This is a genomic window from Roseovarius tibetensis, from assembly GCF_050896375.1.
GTDB classification, from domain to species: domain Bacteria; phylum Pseudomonadota; class Alphaproteobacteria; order Rhodobacterales; family Rhodobacteraceae; genus Roseovarius; species Roseovarius tibetensis.
Genome location: NZ_JBPBBB010000002.1, coordinates 209474 through 227894, shown reverse-complemented (window position 1 = coordinate 227894; position 18421 = coordinate 209474). Strand labels below are relative to the sequence as shown.

Annotated in this window: 16 protein-coding genes and 1 other RNA gene; 6 read left to right on the top strand and 11 right to left on the bottom strand. The window is 62.4% G+C overall.

Translation table 11 applies throughout. The features are described 5' to 3' along the window. Nucleotides 1–119: 119 nt before the first annotated feature. From ACROSR_RS02995 to ssrA, 10 genes are all read right to left on the bottom strand, one after another. Nucleotides 120–683 carry a transposase gene (locus ACROSR_RS02995; RefSeq protein WP_432682280.1) on the bottom strand — a complete coding sequence of 188 codons (564 nt, stop codon included), beginning with the start codon at nt 681–683 and terminating at the stop codon, nt 120–122. A 576-nt stretch (nt 684–1259) separates the two neighbouring features. Then, nucleotides 1260–2381, bottom strand: coding sequence for a flagellar basal body P-ring protein FlgI (locus ACROSR_RS02990; protein WP_432682279.1), 1122 nt, complete (start codon nt 2379–2381; stop codon nt 1260–1262). Continuing rightward, nucleotides 2378–3388, bottom strand: coding sequence for a flagellin (locus tag ACROSR_RS02985; RefSeq protein WP_432682278.1), 1011 nt, complete (start codon nt 3386–3388; stop codon nt 2378–2380). The genes ACROSR_RS02990 and ACROSR_RS02985 overlap by 4 nt, the downstream gene beginning before the upstream one ends. 2 nt (nt 3389–3390) lie before the next feature. Then, on the bottom strand, nt 3391–4827 hold the full coding sequence (gene flgK / locus ACROSR_RS02980) for a flagellar hook-associated protein FlgK (protein ID WP_432682277.1): 1437 nt from the start codon (nt 4825–4827) through the stop codon (nt 3391–3393). Nucleotides 4828–4865: 38 nt separating this feature from the next. Next, entirely contained in the window at nt 4866–6188 is a 1323-nt protein-coding gene (locus tag ACROSR_RS02975; protein ID WP_432682276.1) for a flagellar hook protein FlgE, read from the bottom strand. Nucleotides 6189–6280: 92 nt separating this feature from the next. Continuing rightward, nucleotides 6281–7135: a flagellar motor protein MotB gene (locus ACROSR_RS02970; RefSeq protein WP_432682275.1), complete on the bottom strand. Its 855-nt coding sequence runs from the start codon at nt 7133–7135 to the stop codon at nt 6281–6283. Between the two features lie 90 nt (nt 7136–7225). After that, entirely contained in the window at nt 7226–8626 is a 1401-nt protein-coding gene (locus ACROSR_RS02965; protein WP_432682274.1) for a TRAP transporter large permease, read from the bottom strand. A 12-nt stretch (nt 8627–8638) separates the two neighbouring features. Continuing rightward, nucleotides 8639–9271 (bottom strand): TRAP transporter small permease subunit, encoded by a 633-nt coding sequence (locus ACROSR_RS02960; protein WP_432682273.1) that lies wholly within the window; start codon nt 9269–9271, stop codon nt 8639–8641. A 71-nt stretch (nt 9272–9342) separates the two neighbouring features. After that, nucleotides 9343–10362, bottom strand: coding sequence for a TRAP transporter substrate-binding protein DctP (gene dctP, locus ACROSR_RS02955; protein ID WP_432682272.1), 1020 nt, complete (start codon nt 10360–10362; stop codon nt 9343–9345). A gap of 316 nt (nt 10363–10678) precedes the next feature. Next, nucleotides 10679–11031: a transfer-messenger RNA gene (ssrA, locus tag ACROSR_RS02950) on the bottom strand. A gap of 134 nt (nt 11032–11165) precedes the next feature. On the opposite strand from ssrA, the gene rnhB reads away from it, so the two are divergent. The 5 genes from rnhB (at nt 11166) to ACROSR_RS02925 (ending at nt 15967) form a co-directional block, all read left to right on the top strand. Further along, entirely contained in the window at nt 11166–11789 is a 624-nt protein-coding gene (rnhB, locus tag ACROSR_RS02945; protein ID WP_432682271.1) for a ribonuclease HII, read from the top strand. Nucleotides 11790–11886: 97 nt separating this feature from the next. After that, nucleotides 11887–13002: a site-specific DNA-methyltransferase gene (locus ACROSR_RS02940; protein ID WP_432682270.1), complete on the top strand. Its 1116-nt coding sequence runs from the start codon at nt 11887–11889 to the stop codon at nt 13000–13002. An 80-nt stretch (nt 13003–13082) separates the two neighbouring features. After that, nucleotides 13083–13208: a hypothetical protein gene (locus ACROSR_RS02935; RefSeq protein ID WP_432682269.1), complete on the top strand. Its 126-nt coding sequence runs from the start codon at nt 13083–13085 to the stop codon at nt 13206–13208. Beyond that, a complete protein-coding gene (locus tag ACROSR_RS02930) occupies nt 13187–14437 on the top strand; it encodes a Zn-dependent hydrolase (RefSeq protein WP_432682268.1) in 1251 nt (416 codons plus the stop codon). The genes ACROSR_RS02935 and ACROSR_RS02930 overlap by 22 nt, the downstream gene beginning before the upstream one ends. A gap of 96 nt (nt 14438–14533) precedes the next feature. Continuing rightward, nucleotides 14534–15967 (top strand): amidase, encoded by a 1434-nt coding sequence (locus tag ACROSR_RS02925; RefSeq protein WP_432682267.1) that lies wholly within the window; start codon nt 14534–14536, stop codon nt 15965–15967. Nucleotides 15968–15974: 7 nt separating this feature from the next. On the opposite strand, the gene ACROSR_RS02920 is transcribed toward ACROSR_RS02925, so the two are convergent. Next, nucleotides 15975–16526 (bottom strand): cupin domain-containing protein, encoded by a 552-nt coding sequence (locus ACROSR_RS02920; protein ID WP_432682266.1) that lies wholly within the window; start codon nt 16524–16526, stop codon nt 15975–15977. Between the two features lie 252 nt (nt 16527–16778). Here ACROSR_RS02920 and ACROSR_RS02915 point away from each other — a divergent pair, with 252 nt between their 5' ends. Then, complete coding sequence (locus tag ACROSR_RS02915; RefSeq protein ID WP_432682265.1) at nt 16779–18392, top strand: ABC transporter substrate-binding protein; 1614 nt, start codon at nt 16779–16781, stop codon at nt 18390–18392. The last annotated feature ends 29 nt before the right edge of the window (nt 18393–18421 follow it).

Sequence of the window (18421 nt, the reverse complement as noted above, 5' to 3'; positions counted from 1 at the left end):
ATCCCGTCGGGCCTGCCTCATAACATACTGAAACAGGTGACCCTCGCCCGGAAAGTTTCTTGACCAGCCGGTCCACGCTGGCAGGAGCGTTCTCGAATGTGCCCAAGCTGAGAACGTCGTCACGCACCCCACCCTGGGCCATCGCAACCGTGAGGTTGTCCTTCGATACATCGATCCCGACGTAAATTGTTGCTTGTTCGCTTGTCATGCCTTCCTCCATCGCAGATCGACGGCATTTGCCGCCATGCGATCAGAGTACAGCCTGATCCATCATCAGCGTGCCGCTGGAAAAAGACATGCGGTCTTACGGAAAATGATCCCCGGGTCACTTTCTTATCCTCCTCACCTTCGCGCACAATGCCGCCACGGCGCATCTTTCCATACCGCTCGTCGAGGATGAGATACTTGATCTCGCTGAGTGGGCTGTCGCGCCAGGCCGCCAGCTCCTCATCGAGCAGTTTGGCGGCCCGGCTGACTTCGGAGGAGGACAGACTCTCGATCCCGAAATCGCGCATCACGGCCTCGACCTTACGGGTCGACACGCCTTTGACGTACATCTCGGCCACTGCCAGCATGACAGCCCGGACCGACCGCCGCCCGCGCTCGATCTGCATCGCCAGCTCGAAAGCCCGCGCGAACACCGAGGCGATGTCTGTGGGTCCCGTCTCGATCAGCTGTTTCAAGACCGCCTCAAGCGCAGTATCCTTTCGCCTGTCCATTTGTTCTTACTTATGGATGGTGTGCAACTCCATGGAATAGCAGACTGGGCAGCCCCTGCCGGGGCGCGCCCGGCAGGGGCTCATGGCCCGCGCCTCATGCGAATTTCCAGACGTGAGGTTACAGTACCCTGCTTCCTCAACAGGCGGCGGAATAGGCAGGGTCAGATTGCCTCGCGCGCGTATCTCAAAGAGGTGGCCACATGCCGTGGAACCGGTGGCCTCATGCGCGTGGAATAGTCAGCGTGCCGTTTATGGCGGGCAGTGGCGTCAGTTGGATCGCAATGAGCTGGGTCGTGACGGACCGTTTGTGAGTTTGATCAATCGGCGTCTTCACCAAAAGGGCCTGAACGGATACCCAGCGTGTCGACGACGTCGGATGGTCGTGCTCGTCCCGATAGAGGTTCGGCACAATTTGGGGATCTCGCGGTCGCAGACATGTCTGCTTGAATCGAGGAGACTCGAAGAAAGCCACGAAAGCTGCTTTGCGATCCAAAGTGGCTGCGTTCGCAACAGGCCAAGATCCCGCCAGTGACCGTGTCATTAGCGCACGACGAACTCGGCGTGCAGGGCACCGGCGGCCTTGATGCTTTTCAGGATGTCGATCATGTCGCGCGGCGCGACACCGAGGGCGTTGAGGCCCGCAATCACCTCGGACAATGACGTTCCCGCAGGCACCTCGGCCAGTCCGATGCCCGGCTCTTCCTCGATCTCGGCCTCTGTGCGGGGCACAACCACCGTTTGTCCGCGCGCGAACGGGTTTGGCTGCACGGCAAGTGGTCTTTCCTGGATACGCAAGGTCAGGTTGCCCTGTGATACGGCAACGCGCGAAATCCGGACATCCTGCCCCATCACGATGGTCCCGGATCGTTGGTCCACGACGACACGCGCCTTACGCTCAGGCTCGACAAGAAGGTTTTCCACCCGTGCAAGGGCGTGTGCCGGCGATGCGGCGCGCATCCCTGCAATGTCGAGACGCACTGTCCCGGAGTCGAGCATTGCGGCAACACCGCGCCCGACGGCCCCATTGATTACCCTCTCGATTCGCGCGGCTGTGGTGAAATCCGGTTCCCTCAAAGCAAGACGGATGACATCGAGACCCGTGAAATCAAACGCGATCTCGCGCTCTATGCGCGCGCCGGACGGGATCGTACCCGATGTGGGAACACCCTGGGTCACGCCCCCTGCCTCGCCTTCTGCCGCGACACCCCCGGCGATGATCGTGCCTTGCGCCACGGCGTAGATCTGTCCATCCGCCGCGTTGAGCGGTGTCATGATCAGAGTACCGCCAAGAAGGCTCTTGGCGTCGCCAACGGCTGAAACCGTTACGTCGATCTGGCCGCCTGCCCGTGCGAATGGGGGGAGCTCTGCGGTGACGAAAACGGCGGCGACATTTTTCGGGCGAAACTGCTCGCCTGAGATATTGACCCCGAGACGCTCGAGGATATTCGACATGATTTCTTCGGTGAAGGGGGCGTTTCGCAAGCCATCGCCGGTACCATTCAGCCCTACCACAAGGCCGTACCCAACCAGATCGTTGCCGCGAACGCCGTCGAATTCCACCAGGTCCTTCATGCGCACCGGGCTGGCCGAGGCGGGCAGAACGATGGGCAGCGACACCAAGAGAAGCAGAAGCAAGCGCGGCAGTCTCAATATTCTGCTCATGACAGGAAGTTCATCAGGTTGAGGCGGGCGGCACGCGCCGTCAGCGTGTAAAGGGCTTCCAGTTGCGACTGGACCTGTTCAAGCTCAACGGCAGTCGAGGCGATGTCCACGGAGACCTGATCGTTCCGGGCGATGCTGAGGCTGGTGCGGCCTGCGGCGATCCGGCTTTCGGCTTGGGCGATGCGGTCTTCGGCAAAGCCAAGATTGGCGCGCAGACCCGTCAGCGCGGTCTGTCCATTCAAAAGCCGTTCCCCTGCGGCACCGACCAGGTCGCGACGATCCTGCCACGAAAGGCCGAGTGAGGCATCGTCAAGAATGGCGATCAGCGCGGTCTGCTTCATGATGTCTCGCAAGGCGGGATCATCGGCCCTGATATCTAGGGCGACGGATTCCCCCGCACCCAGATCGCGGGGTGTCAAACCCTCCACGCCTCCTTGATAGACCAACGTGTTGAAGCCGCCTGCAGGATCTTCGAAGAACGTGTCGAGTCCCGCCATGACGGCGGCCGCATCCGAAGCGCCGGCGAGGGCGGTTTTCAATTCATCAAGGAGCACATCCGCCGCTGCCAGTGGCGCGGCATCGGTCACGTTTCCGGCGAAGAGCGCCCGTCCGCCGATGTCGCGATTGAGCGCCCCGGTCAGCGCGTCCAAGGTGCCGCGCGCCTCGACGGAGACAGTCGCCAGTTGGGGGCTGCCGACGCCAGAGCCGACCGTCAATGCATTCGTGGCAAGGTCACTGGTCGTTGACTGCACGCGGTCAAGCGCGGTCTGCATCACTTCGGCATCCGTCGCGGCCACGCGTACCACATCGCGTCGGGCGTCGAGAACAGCCAGATCCCGTTCCACATCCGCAAGCTGCAAAAGATTTCCGGAAAGGTGCCGGGGAATGTCGGCAGCCTCGCCGCTTGAAAGTTCCCGGGTCAACCGGTCCATCTGCCGGTTGAGTTCCACGCTCTGGCGACGCAAGGCAAAGCTTTGGGCCATATCGCCCAGTGAGTGCAGGGGCATGATCAGATCCTCAACAGTGTTTGCATCATGTCGTCGATTGTCTGGATCATCCGCGCATTGGCGGAGAAAGCCTGTTCGACGAGGAGAAGGCGTTGCATTTCAGCATCGGTATCCACGCCGTTTTCCAGTTGCAGTGACCGAAGCTCGGCTGCCTGAGTGGTCGCAAAGCTGAGGTTTTGATCGGCAGACAGCCGGTCGTTGGCAAGCCGGGCGGAAACGTCGGCGACATGGCCGGAACTGCTGCGGACGGCGAGGCCGGGCGCGATTGCGCGCGGCTCGTTCAGCGCGTCGCCCAGGGCCTTGAGGAAATCGGCACTTCCGCTGGGTCCCGGAGCCGTGGCGCCCAGCCCGTCGCGAATGCGAAAGACGGCGCCGCCCTGATCGGGATCAACTCCCGCGTTCAGACGGATGCGACCCGCCAGGCCGATTTCGTCTGCGGGGGCGAACGCCGCGTTCGCGTCGGTGAAGAGACCGGGTGCGCCAGCGCTCAGGGTTGTGTCCAAACCTGGCGCCGACAAGCGCTCCACGAGGTCGCGGGCGATGGAATCGACGGCCGACTGGGCATCCACACCGGCCCGGTCCCGGTTGTCAAAAAGCGCGCCGAGTTTGCCACCTGAAAGCGGACCGTCAGCGTCGGTGCGCACGGGCTGACCATCCATGCGGATCCCGGACAAAAGACCGTTTTGCAGTGTCATATGTGCGGTCACGATCGGGGAGGCTTCGAATTTCAGCGCCGCCGCCCGACCATCGATCAGCAAAGCCCCCCCGGTGGTGACCAATGCAATCTTGTCATTCTCGCGGGGCAGTTGCCGGACCGGAACAATTTCAGCGATGTTGTCGACAAGGCTTTGGCGCTGATCCTCGAGAGAGGATGTGTCGCGTCCGCTGCTGTTGGCTGCCGCGATCTGGGTGTTCAGTTTCGCGATGTTTTGCAGGTTTCCATTCAGCCCTTCGATCGTGCGGGCGATAGTTGCGTCCGCCTCGCTGCGCATATCCTCTATCCGGCTTGAAATCCGGTTGAGAGATGTCGCGAGCTCATCCGCATTGTGAACGACACTCTGGAGGCGCGAGGTTTCTTCAGGGCGCGCCGCCGCGGATATGAGACTGGTTTCCAAAGCCGTGAGCTGCCCGGCAAGAGAGCCTGTCGCGCCCGGTGTGCCGACGGCACGTTCTAGGGCGTTGGCAAAACGGGCGCGGGTTCCGGAGTCGGCAAGGGCACTGTCCGCAAGCCTGAGATCCCCGAGCAGGGCAGTGTCGACATGGCGCGATATTCCGACAACAGAAACCCCGCGCCCACCCTGTTGCGACTGGAGGGAAACGTCGCGTGGGGCGTACCCTTCGGTCAGGACGTTCGCGATGTTGGCGGATACAACATCGGCACTGCGAGAGCTGGCGGTCAACCCGCTGAGCGCATTGGACAAGGCCCCTGAGATGGACATGCTGTGTGCCTTTCATGTTCCGGTGAACGACCTTCGCGTCAGCGGATGATGTTGGTGGTTTCCTGCAACATTTCGTTGACGGTCTGGATGACCTTGGCGTTGGAGGAATAGGCGCGCTGCGTCTGGATCATGCTGGTCAGCTCACCGGCCACGTCGGTGGCGGATTCCTGCCGGGCAAAGCCTGCGATCTCACCCGTGGGTCCCTCTCCGGCGTTCCAGAGAAAGAACGCGCCACTGTCCATCGACGGCTTATAGGTTTGCGCGTCGAATGACATCATGCCGTTCGGGTTCGGCACATCGACGAGCGGTACCTGGGCAATCACCTTCGTGGCGCCGGTATCGAAGAATGCCCGCACAAAGCCGTTTTCGTCCACTTCGGCGGACGTCATGCTGCCGACGGCTGTGCCATCCTTGGAAATCGAGAGCGGGGCAAAGCGGTCGGAAAGCTGCGTCAGCCCATCGGACGCGCCGGGGCGGCCGATATTGATCTCCATATCTCCGCTTGCCACCTGGACGGTGAGCCGTCCGGTCGCGGGATCGTAGGTGGTGCCTGCGCCAATGTTGTCTACGGGTATGACCGGGGGGATGGCGGCAGGGTCGGGGGCCACCAGAGTGCCGCCGTCGTCCCGGTCGTCCCTGAATGTCAGCGCGTATTTTCCGATTTCGACACCCGGTTGTGCTGAATCCGTAAGGGTCATGGTCCACTGGTTGGAACTGCCTGGCGTGAAGGTGACGCCGAGTGTCTCGGACCGCCCGAGATTATCGAAATACTCTACCGAAAGTTGCTGCGGGGTGCCCGTTGCACCAGGATCCGTTGCGGTTGCGGGCAAGTTCACACCGAGGTTGACCCGCGTCGTGGGTTCGCCGCTCAGCTGGTTGGTGCTGATCCGCACAGGCTCCAGCGCGTTGGTGGTATCGCGCGGAAAATTGGGGATCGTGCCGTCGGGATTTGCGGGCCATCCCAGCAGAACCTGCCCCGACTGGGTCACGAGGCGACCCTCGGCGTCGGTCCGGAAGGATCCTGTGGAGGTCAGCAACATTTCCGGGCTGTCGTTGCCGGCGGTTACCTGGCTCAGCTGTGCGACGGGCAGGAACCCCCGACCGCTGACCGCGAGATCTGTCGGGTTCGACGTCGAAATCAGTGATCCGCCCTGGTCGATCAGTCGCTGCGTCGTCGCGCGGACACCGCCGGCGGAATAAGTTCCCCCATTCTGCGCCATCACCATCGATTCGAAGTTCGATTCGACTCTGCGATAGCCGAATGTCGATGAGTTCGCGATGTTGTCGGAGATGGTGGCAAGCCGCGACGCATTCGCGTTCAACCCCGCGACACCGGCATTGAGAGAGGAGGAAATCGTCATGGACACGCCTTTCTGATGTATCGGCCAAGTTCGAGATACAGTCATAAGCGCGTTCGTTTAACAGACGGCTAATGAATCACATCTTTTGCGACTCACACTCGATCCGACCGCAAAAGGATGATTTCCAGGCGGTTGTTCCGCAGCGCCATGGGGTCGGCGGTTGCGGGCGACCGATCGGCGTGACCGGTGGTTCGTTTCATGCGATGGCTGCTTACACCGTCGGATTCCAGCATGCGCCGCAGACGGGTCGCGCGGCCGGTCGTGACGTCCCAGACCGGGTTCCTCGCGAGTGTGACCGGGTTTGCGCGGGTATGCGCAGTGACCGCGATCTCGTTTTCAACAAGGTTCGTGACACGCGCTACCAGTGCTGTCAGATCCCCGAGCAAGCGCGTCGGCTCGGTGTCCTCGACAAACATCTGACGCCCTTCCAGATCGAACAGTTCGATCACGAGCCCTTCATCGGTGACACGTGTCAGGATATGTTGCCTTAGGTCATCGGTCACGATGCTTTCGCCGCCAGGCGTGGTGAGCATATCGTGGAGCTTGCCGAAGGCTACATCTTCGGGGGGCATCCGGTCCTCGTCGGTACGCGCACGCAACTGTCCCGATGCCCCGCGCGCCTGCTGGCTGTCGGTTGCATACGTGTCGGATGCACCTGCCCCGGTCTGCGCGAGCGTGTTCTCGGTGAAGACGCTGTCGCCGCCAAACACCCCGTCGCCCCCGCCAGACCCCCGATTCAAGGTCACGGTCGGGCTGAAATAATCGGCGATGCCCTTGCGTTGGTCATCGGTCGTCGCGCCAAGCAGCCACATCAAAAGGAAAAATGCCATCATCGCGGTCACGAAGTCGGCATAGGCCACCTTCCAGGCGCCGCCATGGTGACCGCCCCCGGCCACAATTTTTTTCCGTTTGATGATGACTGGCGGCACATTGCTGCGCACGTCCATTCTCACCACCTCTGTCTCACCCGCTGAGAGAGGTAGCACGTGGGCGATTACCGGTATGTTAACACGACCAGTTTTAGCGATTTCCGCGTGTCACGCCTGTCCTGGCAGCCAAAGAACGATGGCCGGGAACGCCACCAGCAGGCCGATGGTGATCGCATCGGCGATGAAGAACGGCATCACGCCCTTGAAGACGTCCTGCACGTTCAGATCGTCACGGACGCCCGCGACCACAAAGCAGTTGAGCCCGATCGGCGGGGTGATCAGGCAGAACTCGGCCATCTTCACCACGAGAATCCCGAACCAGATCGCGCACATCGGCCCGGACATGCCGAAGGTGCTGTCGGCCGCCGACACCAAGGCCCCGCCGTTAAGCGCCATCACGGCCGGATAGACCACCGGCAGCGTCAAGAGCAGCATGCCGATGGCGTCCATGAACATGCCAAGCACCGCGTAGGCCAGAAGGATGCAGATCAGGATCAGCATCGGTGACATCGTAAGCGACGTGATCCAGTCGGCGAAGGCACTTGGCAGGTCCGCGAAGCCGAGAAACCGGACATAGATCAGCACACCCCAGATGATGGTGAAGATCATCACCGACAGCTTCGCGGTCTCGAGCAGGGCACTCTTCAATTCCGGCCACCGCATGCCCCGATAAAGGGCCATCAGAAAGACCACGAAGGCGCCGATCGCGCCCCCTTCGGTCGGTGTGCCCCACGCATCCCCGCCGAACGGGTTGTAGACAAAGAAGATGATCGTCACCACGACGAAGACGATCGGCAGGGCCGGTGGCAGTGAGACGAAGCGTTCGCGCCATGTGAACCCCGTCACCGGCGGGCCGAACCCCTTTATTGTCAGGGCCAGCCCGATGATCAGCGCGGCATAGACGAAGGCCGAGAAGACGCCGGGCACAAAGCCCGCCAACAGCAGCTTGCCCACATCCTGTTCAACGATGATCGCGTAGATCACCAGAAGCGCCGAGGGCGGGATGAGGCTTGCCAGCGTGCCGCCCGCTGCCACCACGCCGGCCGCGAACCGCTTGTCATACCCTACCTTGAGCATTTCCGGAATCGCGATGCGCGCGAACACGGCGGCGGTGGCGACGCTGGCGCCCGACACGGCGGCGAACCCTGCCGTGGCGAACACGGTCGAGACGGCAAGCCCGCCCGGAACCCATGCGATCCAGCGTTTCGCGGCCTCGAACAGGGCCTTGGTCAGACCGGCATAATAGGCAAGATAGCCGATCATGATGAAGGTGGGAATGAGGCTGAGCGCCTGCGAGCTGACCTTGGAATGGGGCACCTGACCCGCAGTCTTGGCCGCGACGGTCAGGGCCCACAGAAACTCGTCGCCCGCGTAGCCTTTCTTGGACCAGAAGATCCAGATCAGTCCGACCACGCCCGCGGTGGCGGCGGCAAAGGCCACCCGCATGCCCAGAATGACGACGACCAGCATACCGCCGGTCACCACGAGACCAATATCGATCGGCTCCATCAGCGCATCCTTTTACGTGTCGCGACCGTCGAGCTGTGCGGCCTCACGCGCGGCCTGCGCCGCCGCGTCCTCGATCAGCGGCACGGCGACGGGACGCTCTGCGCCTTCGATCAGGGCCCGCCCGAACCCCCAGGCCTGTAGCGCAAGCCGCAGCGCCAGAACGCTGAACGCGACCGGGGCGAGCAGCTTGGCCGGCCAGATCGGCAGCGCGATGTCGATCGAGCTGTCGCGGCTCCATAGTGGAGCGTTCCAGTCGAAACTGCGCTCGAAATGTGCCCATGTGCCCCAGATCAACAGGGCGATCAGCAGCAGAACGAACAGCGTCGTGATCAACTCTATCAGCCACAAGATGCGGCCATGAAACAGTCCCACGAAGATATCCATCCGGATGTGCCCACCGTCACGCTGCGTGTAGGCCACCCCCATGAAGGCGATGAGCGGCATGATCTGTTCAATCCAGTCCACGTAACCCGGCAGTGGCTGGTTGAAGAAGTTGCGCCCGCCGACCGAGATCACGGCGAGCACCATGAGCGAGAACACCGCAAGGCCACTGACAAGCGCGAGCGTCCGTTCGGCCCTGTACAGGCCGCGATCCAGCCTGCTCAACGCGCTGTCATCAGACAGGACAGTTGCCGCCCCGGCCATGGCTATCTCCCGCTATGATCTTGACTGGCGGGACCCGCCGCACACCTTGCGCGGCGGGTCGGTGGCATCTCTCAGGAGCCGCTCTTGAGATCCGCCAGCGTGCCGGTGGCGAAATCGTAAAGCTCTTGTGCGGGAAGGCCACGGTTGCCCATGTCCTCTATCCATGCCGTGGCGGCGGGGCCCGCGACCGCCTCTTCGAAGTTCTCGATCGATGCCTCGTCAAAGCGGATCACTTCGATCCCGCGCTCTTCGAGGGCCGGACCCCACGCCTCGAGCGTGTTGTTCTGGTAGTTGTCGACATAGTGATCGAGCGCCTCGTCGATGGACCCCATCAGCACCTCGCGGTGTTCATCGGACAGCGCGTTCAATGCATCGGTATTGGCCACGACGGGGCAGTTGACCGTGCCGGGGTTGAGGTTTTCGGTCCACCATTCGCCGTTCTCGATCGTGCCGAAGGCCATGTGCGCATGCGGGGCAAAGGCCACCGCCTTGACCACGCCACTATCCATCGCCTGCCGCACTTCGGTCGCCGACATCGAGGTGGGCACGGCGCCGACGGCTTCCATCGCGGACCCGATGCCGCCGGTGGCGCGCACGCTCATCCCTTCGAAACCTTCCAGGTTGCGCGGTGCGTCGCCCATTCCCACGAGGTTGTATTGCGGCATCGGCGAGGGCATCAGCAACGTCGCGTTCCAGCGCGCCATGTCTTCCTTGACCGCCGGGTGATCGTAAAGCGCCATCGACAGGGCGCGTTCCTGTTCCAGTGTTTCCACCCCGAGGAACGGCAGCTCCAGCACCGTGATGGTCGGGTTCTTGTCGCGGTGATAGCCCGCACAGAACTGGGCCATCTCGAACGCGCCGATCGAGATTCCGTCCAGGTTTTCGCGGTTGTTCGACAGCCCGCCATAGCTGATGTTCAGCGTGAACTCGCCATTCGTCTTTTCGGCCACCAGCTCTGCCAGCTTTTCGGTGTTCTCCGTGAAGGCGCGGCGCTTGCCCCAGAGCGAGACATTCCACTCTGTCGCCATGGCCTCACCGGCGAAGGCCAGAGTGACCGCAGCGACCGCGGTGTAGCTTAGATACTTGCGCATGGTTTCTTCTCCCTGATTGATGCGAAACACACATCTTTTTGTTGAGATTCCCTTGGACAATGACGATTTCGATATCGCGTATCTGTCCGCAGGATCCCGTGTTTTCCGCGCAAGCTGACAATATTCATCCCGTGTTGTCCAGCCCCGTCCTGACAATCTTGCCCGCACGTCCTTGCCTGTGCGATGCGCCACGCATCGCGGCCGGCCGCGGATGCGCGAACGTAAACCCGAGGTGGGACACGCTTGGTCACCTCACGCGACCACGCGATAACCGCTTTGGTGTGCAACGGGTTGCCAGTTTTTTGTGGGGAAGTTTAGTGCAGGGGTTCTGTTGCCAGGCCCCCTGCGGCCCCGCCTGACCGTGCTAACGATCAGGGCTTAAGTTTCGGTGTTGTTACTGCTTACGCAGCAACGGCCACCGGAGCACGATTGTCATTTGCAATTGTACTGTTTTCGCCGATAACGGTGGCAGACAGCCGAGATGCAAGAACAGATTTGACCACCAGTCGATCCTATTTCGGGCCCAGCAGAAACGTGACCTGCGTCACGCTTGTGGTGGACCCGCCCGGTACCGCCCCGGGGTCCTGTATAGCCGCGTCTGTCCCATCTACATCCATAGTCCTTTCGGACAGTTCAAACGTAGTCGCGGTCGTCGGGGAAATCAAGAGGGCACGACGCCCTGGTCCGGTGCGCGGTGATCCCGACGCCGCAGGCGCCCGCCCAGAAAGAACGGTCGCGCCCGTGTTGTCGCAACTTTCATGGCGCTTTGCGTTTTCCATGGTCACGTGTCATTTGCATCGTCCATGACAGGCCCGGATCTCTCGCATGAAACGCAGGCCCGCACGGCGGGGTTCCTGCGCATTGCCGGGGTGGACGAGGTCGGACGCGGCCCGATCGCCGGGCCGGTTACGGCCGCCGCAGTGATCCTGGACCCGGAGGACATCCCCACGGGGCTGAACGACTCGAAAAAGCTTGGCGCCAAACGGCGCGAAACGCTGTGCGCGGCGATCCGCGCCTCTGCGCAGGTCTCGGTCGCGCATGCCTCGGTGGACGAGATCGACAGGCTCAACATCCTGCGCGCTGCACATCTGGCGATGGAACGGGCGCTTGCGGGGCTTGACCCGATGCCGGACATGGCGCTCATCGACGGCATTCTGATGCCGCGCGGCCTGACCATGCCGGCGCGATGCGTCGTCAGGGGCGATGCGGCCTCGGTGTCGATCGCGGCAGCGTCGATCGTGGCCAAAACCTGCCGCGATCGCCTGATGCGGGATTTGGCGCAACAGTTTCCGGACTACGGGTGGGAAACCAACGCGGGCTACCCGACCCAAGCCCACAAGGCCGCCCTGCTAGATATTGGTGTCAGCCCTCACCATAGACGTTCTTTCAGACCAGTCCACAATATCTTGTATCAAGTAAATAACTAAGCCATTGATTCAAAAAAGAAATTGACGGCGAATCAGGTTTGACTCATCTTGAGGCCACAAAGAGCAGAGCGCTTCAGCGCCGGAAAAGAGGCAAAAGATGAATACGATGGCCAGACCCAAGACCGCGCCGGTGCTGCCGCGCAACACGATCGTGGCAGGTGACTGTATCGAGGTGATGAACGACCTGCCCGAGGCCAGTGTCGATCTGATTTTCGCCGACCCCCCCTACAATCTGCAATTGCGTGGCGACCTGCACCGACCCGACAACAGCCAGGTGGACGCCGTCGATGACGCGTGGGATCAGTTCGCAAGCTTTGCCGCCTATGACCGCTTCACGCGCGAGTGGCTGGCAGCCGCGCGTCGCCTGCTCAAGCCGAACGGGGCGATCTGGGTCATCGGGTCCTATCATAACATCTTCCGTGTCGGCGCCGCGTTGCAGGATACCGGGTTCTGGGTTCTCAACGATGTGGTGTGGCGCAAGTCCAATCCGATGCCGAATTTCCGCGGCAAACGCTTTACCAACGCGCATGAGACGATGATCTGGGCCAGCAAGCAGGAAGGGGCGCGCTACACCTTCAATTACGAGGCGCTGAAATCGCTTAATGACGGGGTGCAGATGCGCTCGGACTGGGTGCTGCCGCTGTGCACGGGGCATGAGCGTCTCAAGAATGACATGGGCGAAAAGGCGCATCCGACGCAAAAACCCGAAAGCCTGCTGCACCGTGTTCTGGTCGGCTCGACCAATCCCGGCGATGTGGTGCTGGACCCGTTCTTTGGCACCGGCACGACCGGGGCCGTGGCCAAGATGCTGGGCCGTGACTATATCGGGATCGAGCGTGAGGCGGCGTATCGCGACGTCGCCGAAAAACGCCTTGCCGCAATCCGCAGGTATGACCGCGAGGCACTGCATGTCTCGACCTCGAAACGCGCCGAACCGCGCGTGCCCTTCGGTCAACTGATCGAGCGAGGCATGCTGCGCCCCGGTGAGCAGCTTTATTCGATGAACAAGCGGTACAAGGCCAAGGTCCGTGCCGATGGCACGCTGATCGGTGGCGATGTCAAGGGATCGATCCATCAGGTCGGCGCGCATCTGGAGGGGGCACCCTCGTGCAACGGGTGGACCTACTGGTGTTTCAAGCGCGACGGCAAGACCGTGCCAATCGACGTGCTGCGCCAGCAGATCCGGGCAGAGATGCAGGAGCTTCCGACCTAACGATGGCCGTATGACCGGCGCCCTTGGCCGGCGTCGCCTAGACGGTGCCGCCGGACCCTGCGGCGACCGTCCCTGACGCGATGATAGACGACCGCGGCCATCGAAATCATTTTGATGTTGTTCTTCCTGCCTTTTTCCGCATGCTGGCCGCAATTACCGATAGTGCAGCGGAAACGGGGGCAGGATGGCAAACGGCGAGAACATGAAGATCGATGGCGAACGGCTGTGGCAGGCCCTGATGGACATGGCCGAGATCGGGCCCGGCGTCGCCGGCGGAAACAACCGTCAGACCTTGACCGACGCGGATGGCGAGGCCCGCGCGCTGTTCCGGACATGGTGCGAGGATGCCGGATGTTCCGTCGGGGTCGATACGATGGGCAACATGTTCGCCCACCGTGCCGGCAGTGACCCGCAGGCGCTGCCTGTCTATGTCGGATCGCATCTGGACACGCAGCCGACCGGCGGCAGGTACGACGGCGTCCTGGGCGTGCTGGCCGGGCTCGAAATCGTGCGTACGCTCAATGACCTCGACATACGGACACGACACCCCATCGTCGTGACCAACTGGACGAATGAAGAAGGCTCGCGGTTCGCACCGGCGATGATGTCGTCCGGGGTGTTCGCCGGGGTTCTCGAACGGGACTGGGCCTATGATCGTGTCGATTCCGACGGCAAGCGCTTTGGCGACGAATTGGAGAGGATCGGCTGGAAGGGCGAGGAGCCCGTCGGCGACCGCAGGATGCATGCGTTCTTCGAGTTGCACATCGAGCAGGGTCCGGTCCTGGAGGAAGCGGGCAAACCTGTGGGGGTGGTCACGCATGGGCAGGGCCTGCGCTGGATAGAGTGCACCTTGACGGGCAAGGGGCAGCATACCGGATCGACCCCGATGTACATGCGCCGCAATGCGGGCCGGGCCCTCGCGCGCGTCACCGAGCTGGTGCACGATATCGCGATCGGGCATCAGCCGAACGCGGTCGGCGCGATCGGCCATGTCGACGTCTATCCCAACAGCCGCAACATCATTCCCGAAAAGGTGGTCTTCACCGTCGATTTCCGCAGCCATGTCCCAGAGACGCTGGAGGCGATGGTCACGGAACTGAACGAAACCGCCCCCGGTATCTGTGCGGATATCGGCGTCAAGTTCAGCGCCGAGATCGTCGGTGCCTTCGATCCGCCCTCCTTCGACGAGACGCTGGTGCAACGCCTGCGAGACGCCGCCGACCGCCTGGGGCATGGTCACATGGACGTGGTTTCGGGGGCAGGGCACGATGCCTGTCGCATCAATTCGGTCTACCCGACCGCCATGCTGATGTGTCCGTGCAAGGACGGCCTGTCCCACAACGAGGCCGAGGAGATCACGCCCGAATGGGCGACCGCCGCCACGGACGTGTTGATGCACGCGGTCGTCGCGACGGCGGAAATCACGGATCGCTGACGCGACGCGGACCCGCCACACGCCGGGTCCGATCACGTCGTTCCACATCGAAACATGAAATCAAGGGCCGGGCAGATCGGTCGGGGCACTGAAACCATGGCAAACGGAACTGACACGGACATCCTGGATCTGAACGCGACAGAGCTGCGCGACACGCTTGCGGATCGTACGCAGGGTGTGGAAGACCTGATGCGCCTTACACTCGACCGTATCGAGGCCACCAACGACTCGCTCAACGCGATCGTCGCCTTGAAGGATCGCCAGACGCTGCTGGACGAGGCCCGCGCGCGGGACAACGCGCCGTGTGGCGGGGCGCTGTCCGGTCTGCCGATCTGCATCAAGGACATGGCAAATGCCAAGGGCTTTCCCACGACCAAGGGGTCGCCCGCGTTGGTCGGCAGCATCGCGGAGGCCGATGATCTTTTCGTGGCGCGCCTGCGCGCCGCCGGGGCGATCGTGATCGGGAAATCCAACACCCCGGAATTCGCGCTTGGCAGCCATACCTACAACCCGGTCTACGGCGCGACGCGCAACCCGTACGATCCGGCCGTTTCCTGCGGCGGGTCATCCGGTGGCGCGGCCGTGGCGCTTGCGACCCGGATGGTGCCGATTGCCGACGGGTCGGACATGATGGGCAGCCTGCGCAACCCGGCGGGCTGGAACAACGTCTACGGCATGCGTCCAAGCTGGGGGCGCGTCCCGGCGGAACCGGTGGGTGACGCCTTTCTGCAGACGTTGTCCACCGCGGGTCCGATGGCCCGCAGCCCCGCGGACCTCGCGATGCTTCTTTCGGTCATGGCCGGTCCCGATGACAGGCAGCCCTTCGGGCTAAGCGGCACACGGGCCGATCTGGCCGGCCTCGATCCCGAGGGCATCCGCATTGGCTGGTTGGGCGACTGGGGCGGCGCCTACCCGATGGAGGCCGGTATCCTGGAGCTGTGCGAAACCGCCTGTCGCACGCTTGCCGAGCTGGGATGTCGTGTCGATGCCATCGCCGCCCCGTTCAGCCGCGACGCGCTGTGGGACAGCTGGACCACGCTGCGAAGCTGGACGATGGCATCCAATCTTTCGACCCTGCTGGACGATCCGGCCACACGCGACCGGCTCAAGCCCGAGGTGGTCTGGGAAATCGAACGCGGCCTCGCGTTGCGTGCGGGCGATGTCCACAATGCCAGCGTGATCCGCTCGGACTGGTTCCGCACGGCGGCCGATCTGTTCGATCGCTACGACGCCCTTGTATTGCCGACCGCACAGGTCTGGCCCTTCCCGATCGACTGGAACTGGCCCGCGACGGTGGCGGGCGTCGGCATGGACACCTATCATCGCTGGATGGAGGCGACGGTTCCCGCAAGCCTTGCGGGCCTGCCCGCCATCGCCATGCCCGCCGGTTTCGGAGCCAATGGCCTGCCGATGGGCATTCAGATGATCGGTCGGAAAGGATGCGATCAGCGGCTTCTCGAAATCGCCGACCTGTATCATGCCCGCACCGGCTGGCCGCAAGCGAGGCCACCGTCCGCGCCGTTGGCCTGACCCCGCGTCAGAAGGTCGGTGGCGTGTTTGCCCAAAGTATCCGCGTCCGTGTGGTGCCGGGGTTGCGATACGCATGTTTGCGGCTCGAATTGAAGTGGAACGAGTCGTTCTTGCCGAGGTGGAACACCGCATCGTCCAGAAACAGCTCCAGCTCGCCGTCCAGAACGTATCCCATTTCCTCGCCGACATGCTGAATGTGATCCTCGCTCGAGCCGCCCGGTTCGATGATGTGGATGTTGCACTGCAGGATGTGATCCGGAGAGTGCGGAATGATCCGTTCAAGGCGGATGCCGGTGCCACGGCGGACAGGATCGAGGTCGATGACGGGCCGTTCTCCGTCACGTGAGACCGGCTGCTCATGGCTGGCCGTTTCGTTGAACAGGATGCCGATCGTGACATCGAGGGACTGCGTGATCCGGTGCAGGACCGCAACCGAGGGCTGTGTCTTGTCGTTCTCGATCTTGGACATGTGCCCCTCTGAAAGACCGGCCTGGTCTGCCAGCTGCTTCAGGGTCAGTTTGCGAACCCTGCGAAGGGACTTGATCCTGTCTCCAATCATGCCGCGCCGTCTCCATTCGTTGATTATGTGGTCAGCCGATGTCCGCGTCCGCCACATAAGACATCACATGGGGAAAAACATACGCGATTTTCCCCGGATGCGAAGCCATACCATGCAAGATACTTGCATCGCGGCGGTCTCTGCGCTTACGCTGCCATATGTCGGCGCACAAAATGTCCGACATGCAAACAAAACTGCCAACGCGATCATGGCGACATCCATCATCGCGAAACGCAAATCAGGGAGTTTCAAATGCCCAAGACTGCAGTTGCAGACGAATTCAGGAAATCCGCGCGGCGGGTTGCGCTGTCGGCGCCGATCGCCGTCGCCGCGATGATGGCCGCCGCCGTTCCCGCAAATGCCGAATCCGTGCTCAAGGTCGTGCCGCATGCCGACCTGCGCAATGTCGATCCGATCTGGACGACAGCCTACATCACCCGCAACCACGGATATCTGGTCTTTGACACGTTGTTCGCGCTGGACGAAAACCTCGACGTGCAGCCGCAGATGGCCGCCGGCCACGAGGTCAGCGAGGACGGTCTGACCTATACGATCACCCTGCGGGACGGGTTGCAGTTCCATGACGGCGAACCGGTCACCGCAGAGGATGTGGTCGCGTCGATCACGCGTTGGGGGGCACGGGACGGCATGGGCCAAAAGCTGATGCGCGTCACCGAGAGCCTTGAGGCCGCGGATGAAAAGACCGTCGTGCTGACCCTGTCGGAGCCGTACGGCCTGGTGCTGCAATCGCTTGGCAAGATTTCGTCGAACGTGCCGTTCATCATGCCCAAGCGGCTGGCCGAGACCGACCCCAACGCGCAGGTCGAAGAGATCATCGGGTCGGGTCCGTTCCGTTTCATCGCCGATGAATGGCAGCCCGGCAACCAGGTCATCTACGAGAAATTCGACGGTTACGTCCCGCGCGACGAGCCTGCGAGTTATGCGGCGGGCGGCAAGGTCGCCAAGGTGGACCGCGTCGAATGGCGCTACATCCCCGATGCCGCGACCGCCAGCCAGGCCCTCATGGCCGGCGAGGTCGACTATTACGAGCAGCCGGCAGTCGATCTGCTGCCGATGATCCAGTCCGATCCGGCGATCAATATCGAAACCGTCGATCCGCTCGGGACACAGGGCGTGATCCGCTTCAACTTCAAGTACCCGCCCTTCGACGACAAGCGGGCACGTCAGGCGGCGCTTTGGGCTGTCGAACAGGCCGATTACATGTACTCGATCATGGGCGACCCGAAATACTTCGAAGAGTTCTGCGGCGCGTATTTCATGTGTGGCGGCCCCTACGAGACGGATATCGGCAGCGAACCGCTGCGCGAGAAGAACATCGAAAAGGCCAAGGCACTGCTCGAGGAATCGGGCTATGACGGGCGCGAGGTGCTGATCCTTGACCCGACGGATATTCCGGTCGCGCATGGGCAATCGCTGGTGACGGCGCAGGCGCTGCGCGACATCGGGATGAATGTGCGTCTGGTCGCCATGGACTGGGCCACGATGACGTCGCGCCGCGCGGTGCGCGACGCCCCCGAGGATGGCGGCTGGAACATTTTCCCGACCTGGTGGCTGGCCGCTGATCAGTTGAACCCGATCACCAACATCTCGGTCGCGGCATCGGGTGACACGGCGTGGTTCGGCTGGCCGGAAAACCAGAAGATCGAGGATCTGCGCAACGCCTTCGCCCGCGAAACCGACGCGGACAAGCAGATGGAGATCGTCGAGGAACTGCAGGCCGAACTCTATGATTTCGTGCCCTATATCCCGACCGGCCAGTACTATCAGCCGACGGCCTTCCGCGACAACGTGAAGGGCGTTCTCGAGGCTCCGGTTCCGTTCTTCTGGAACATTTCCGTCGAGTGATGACAGCCAACAAGGGCGGCGCGCCGATT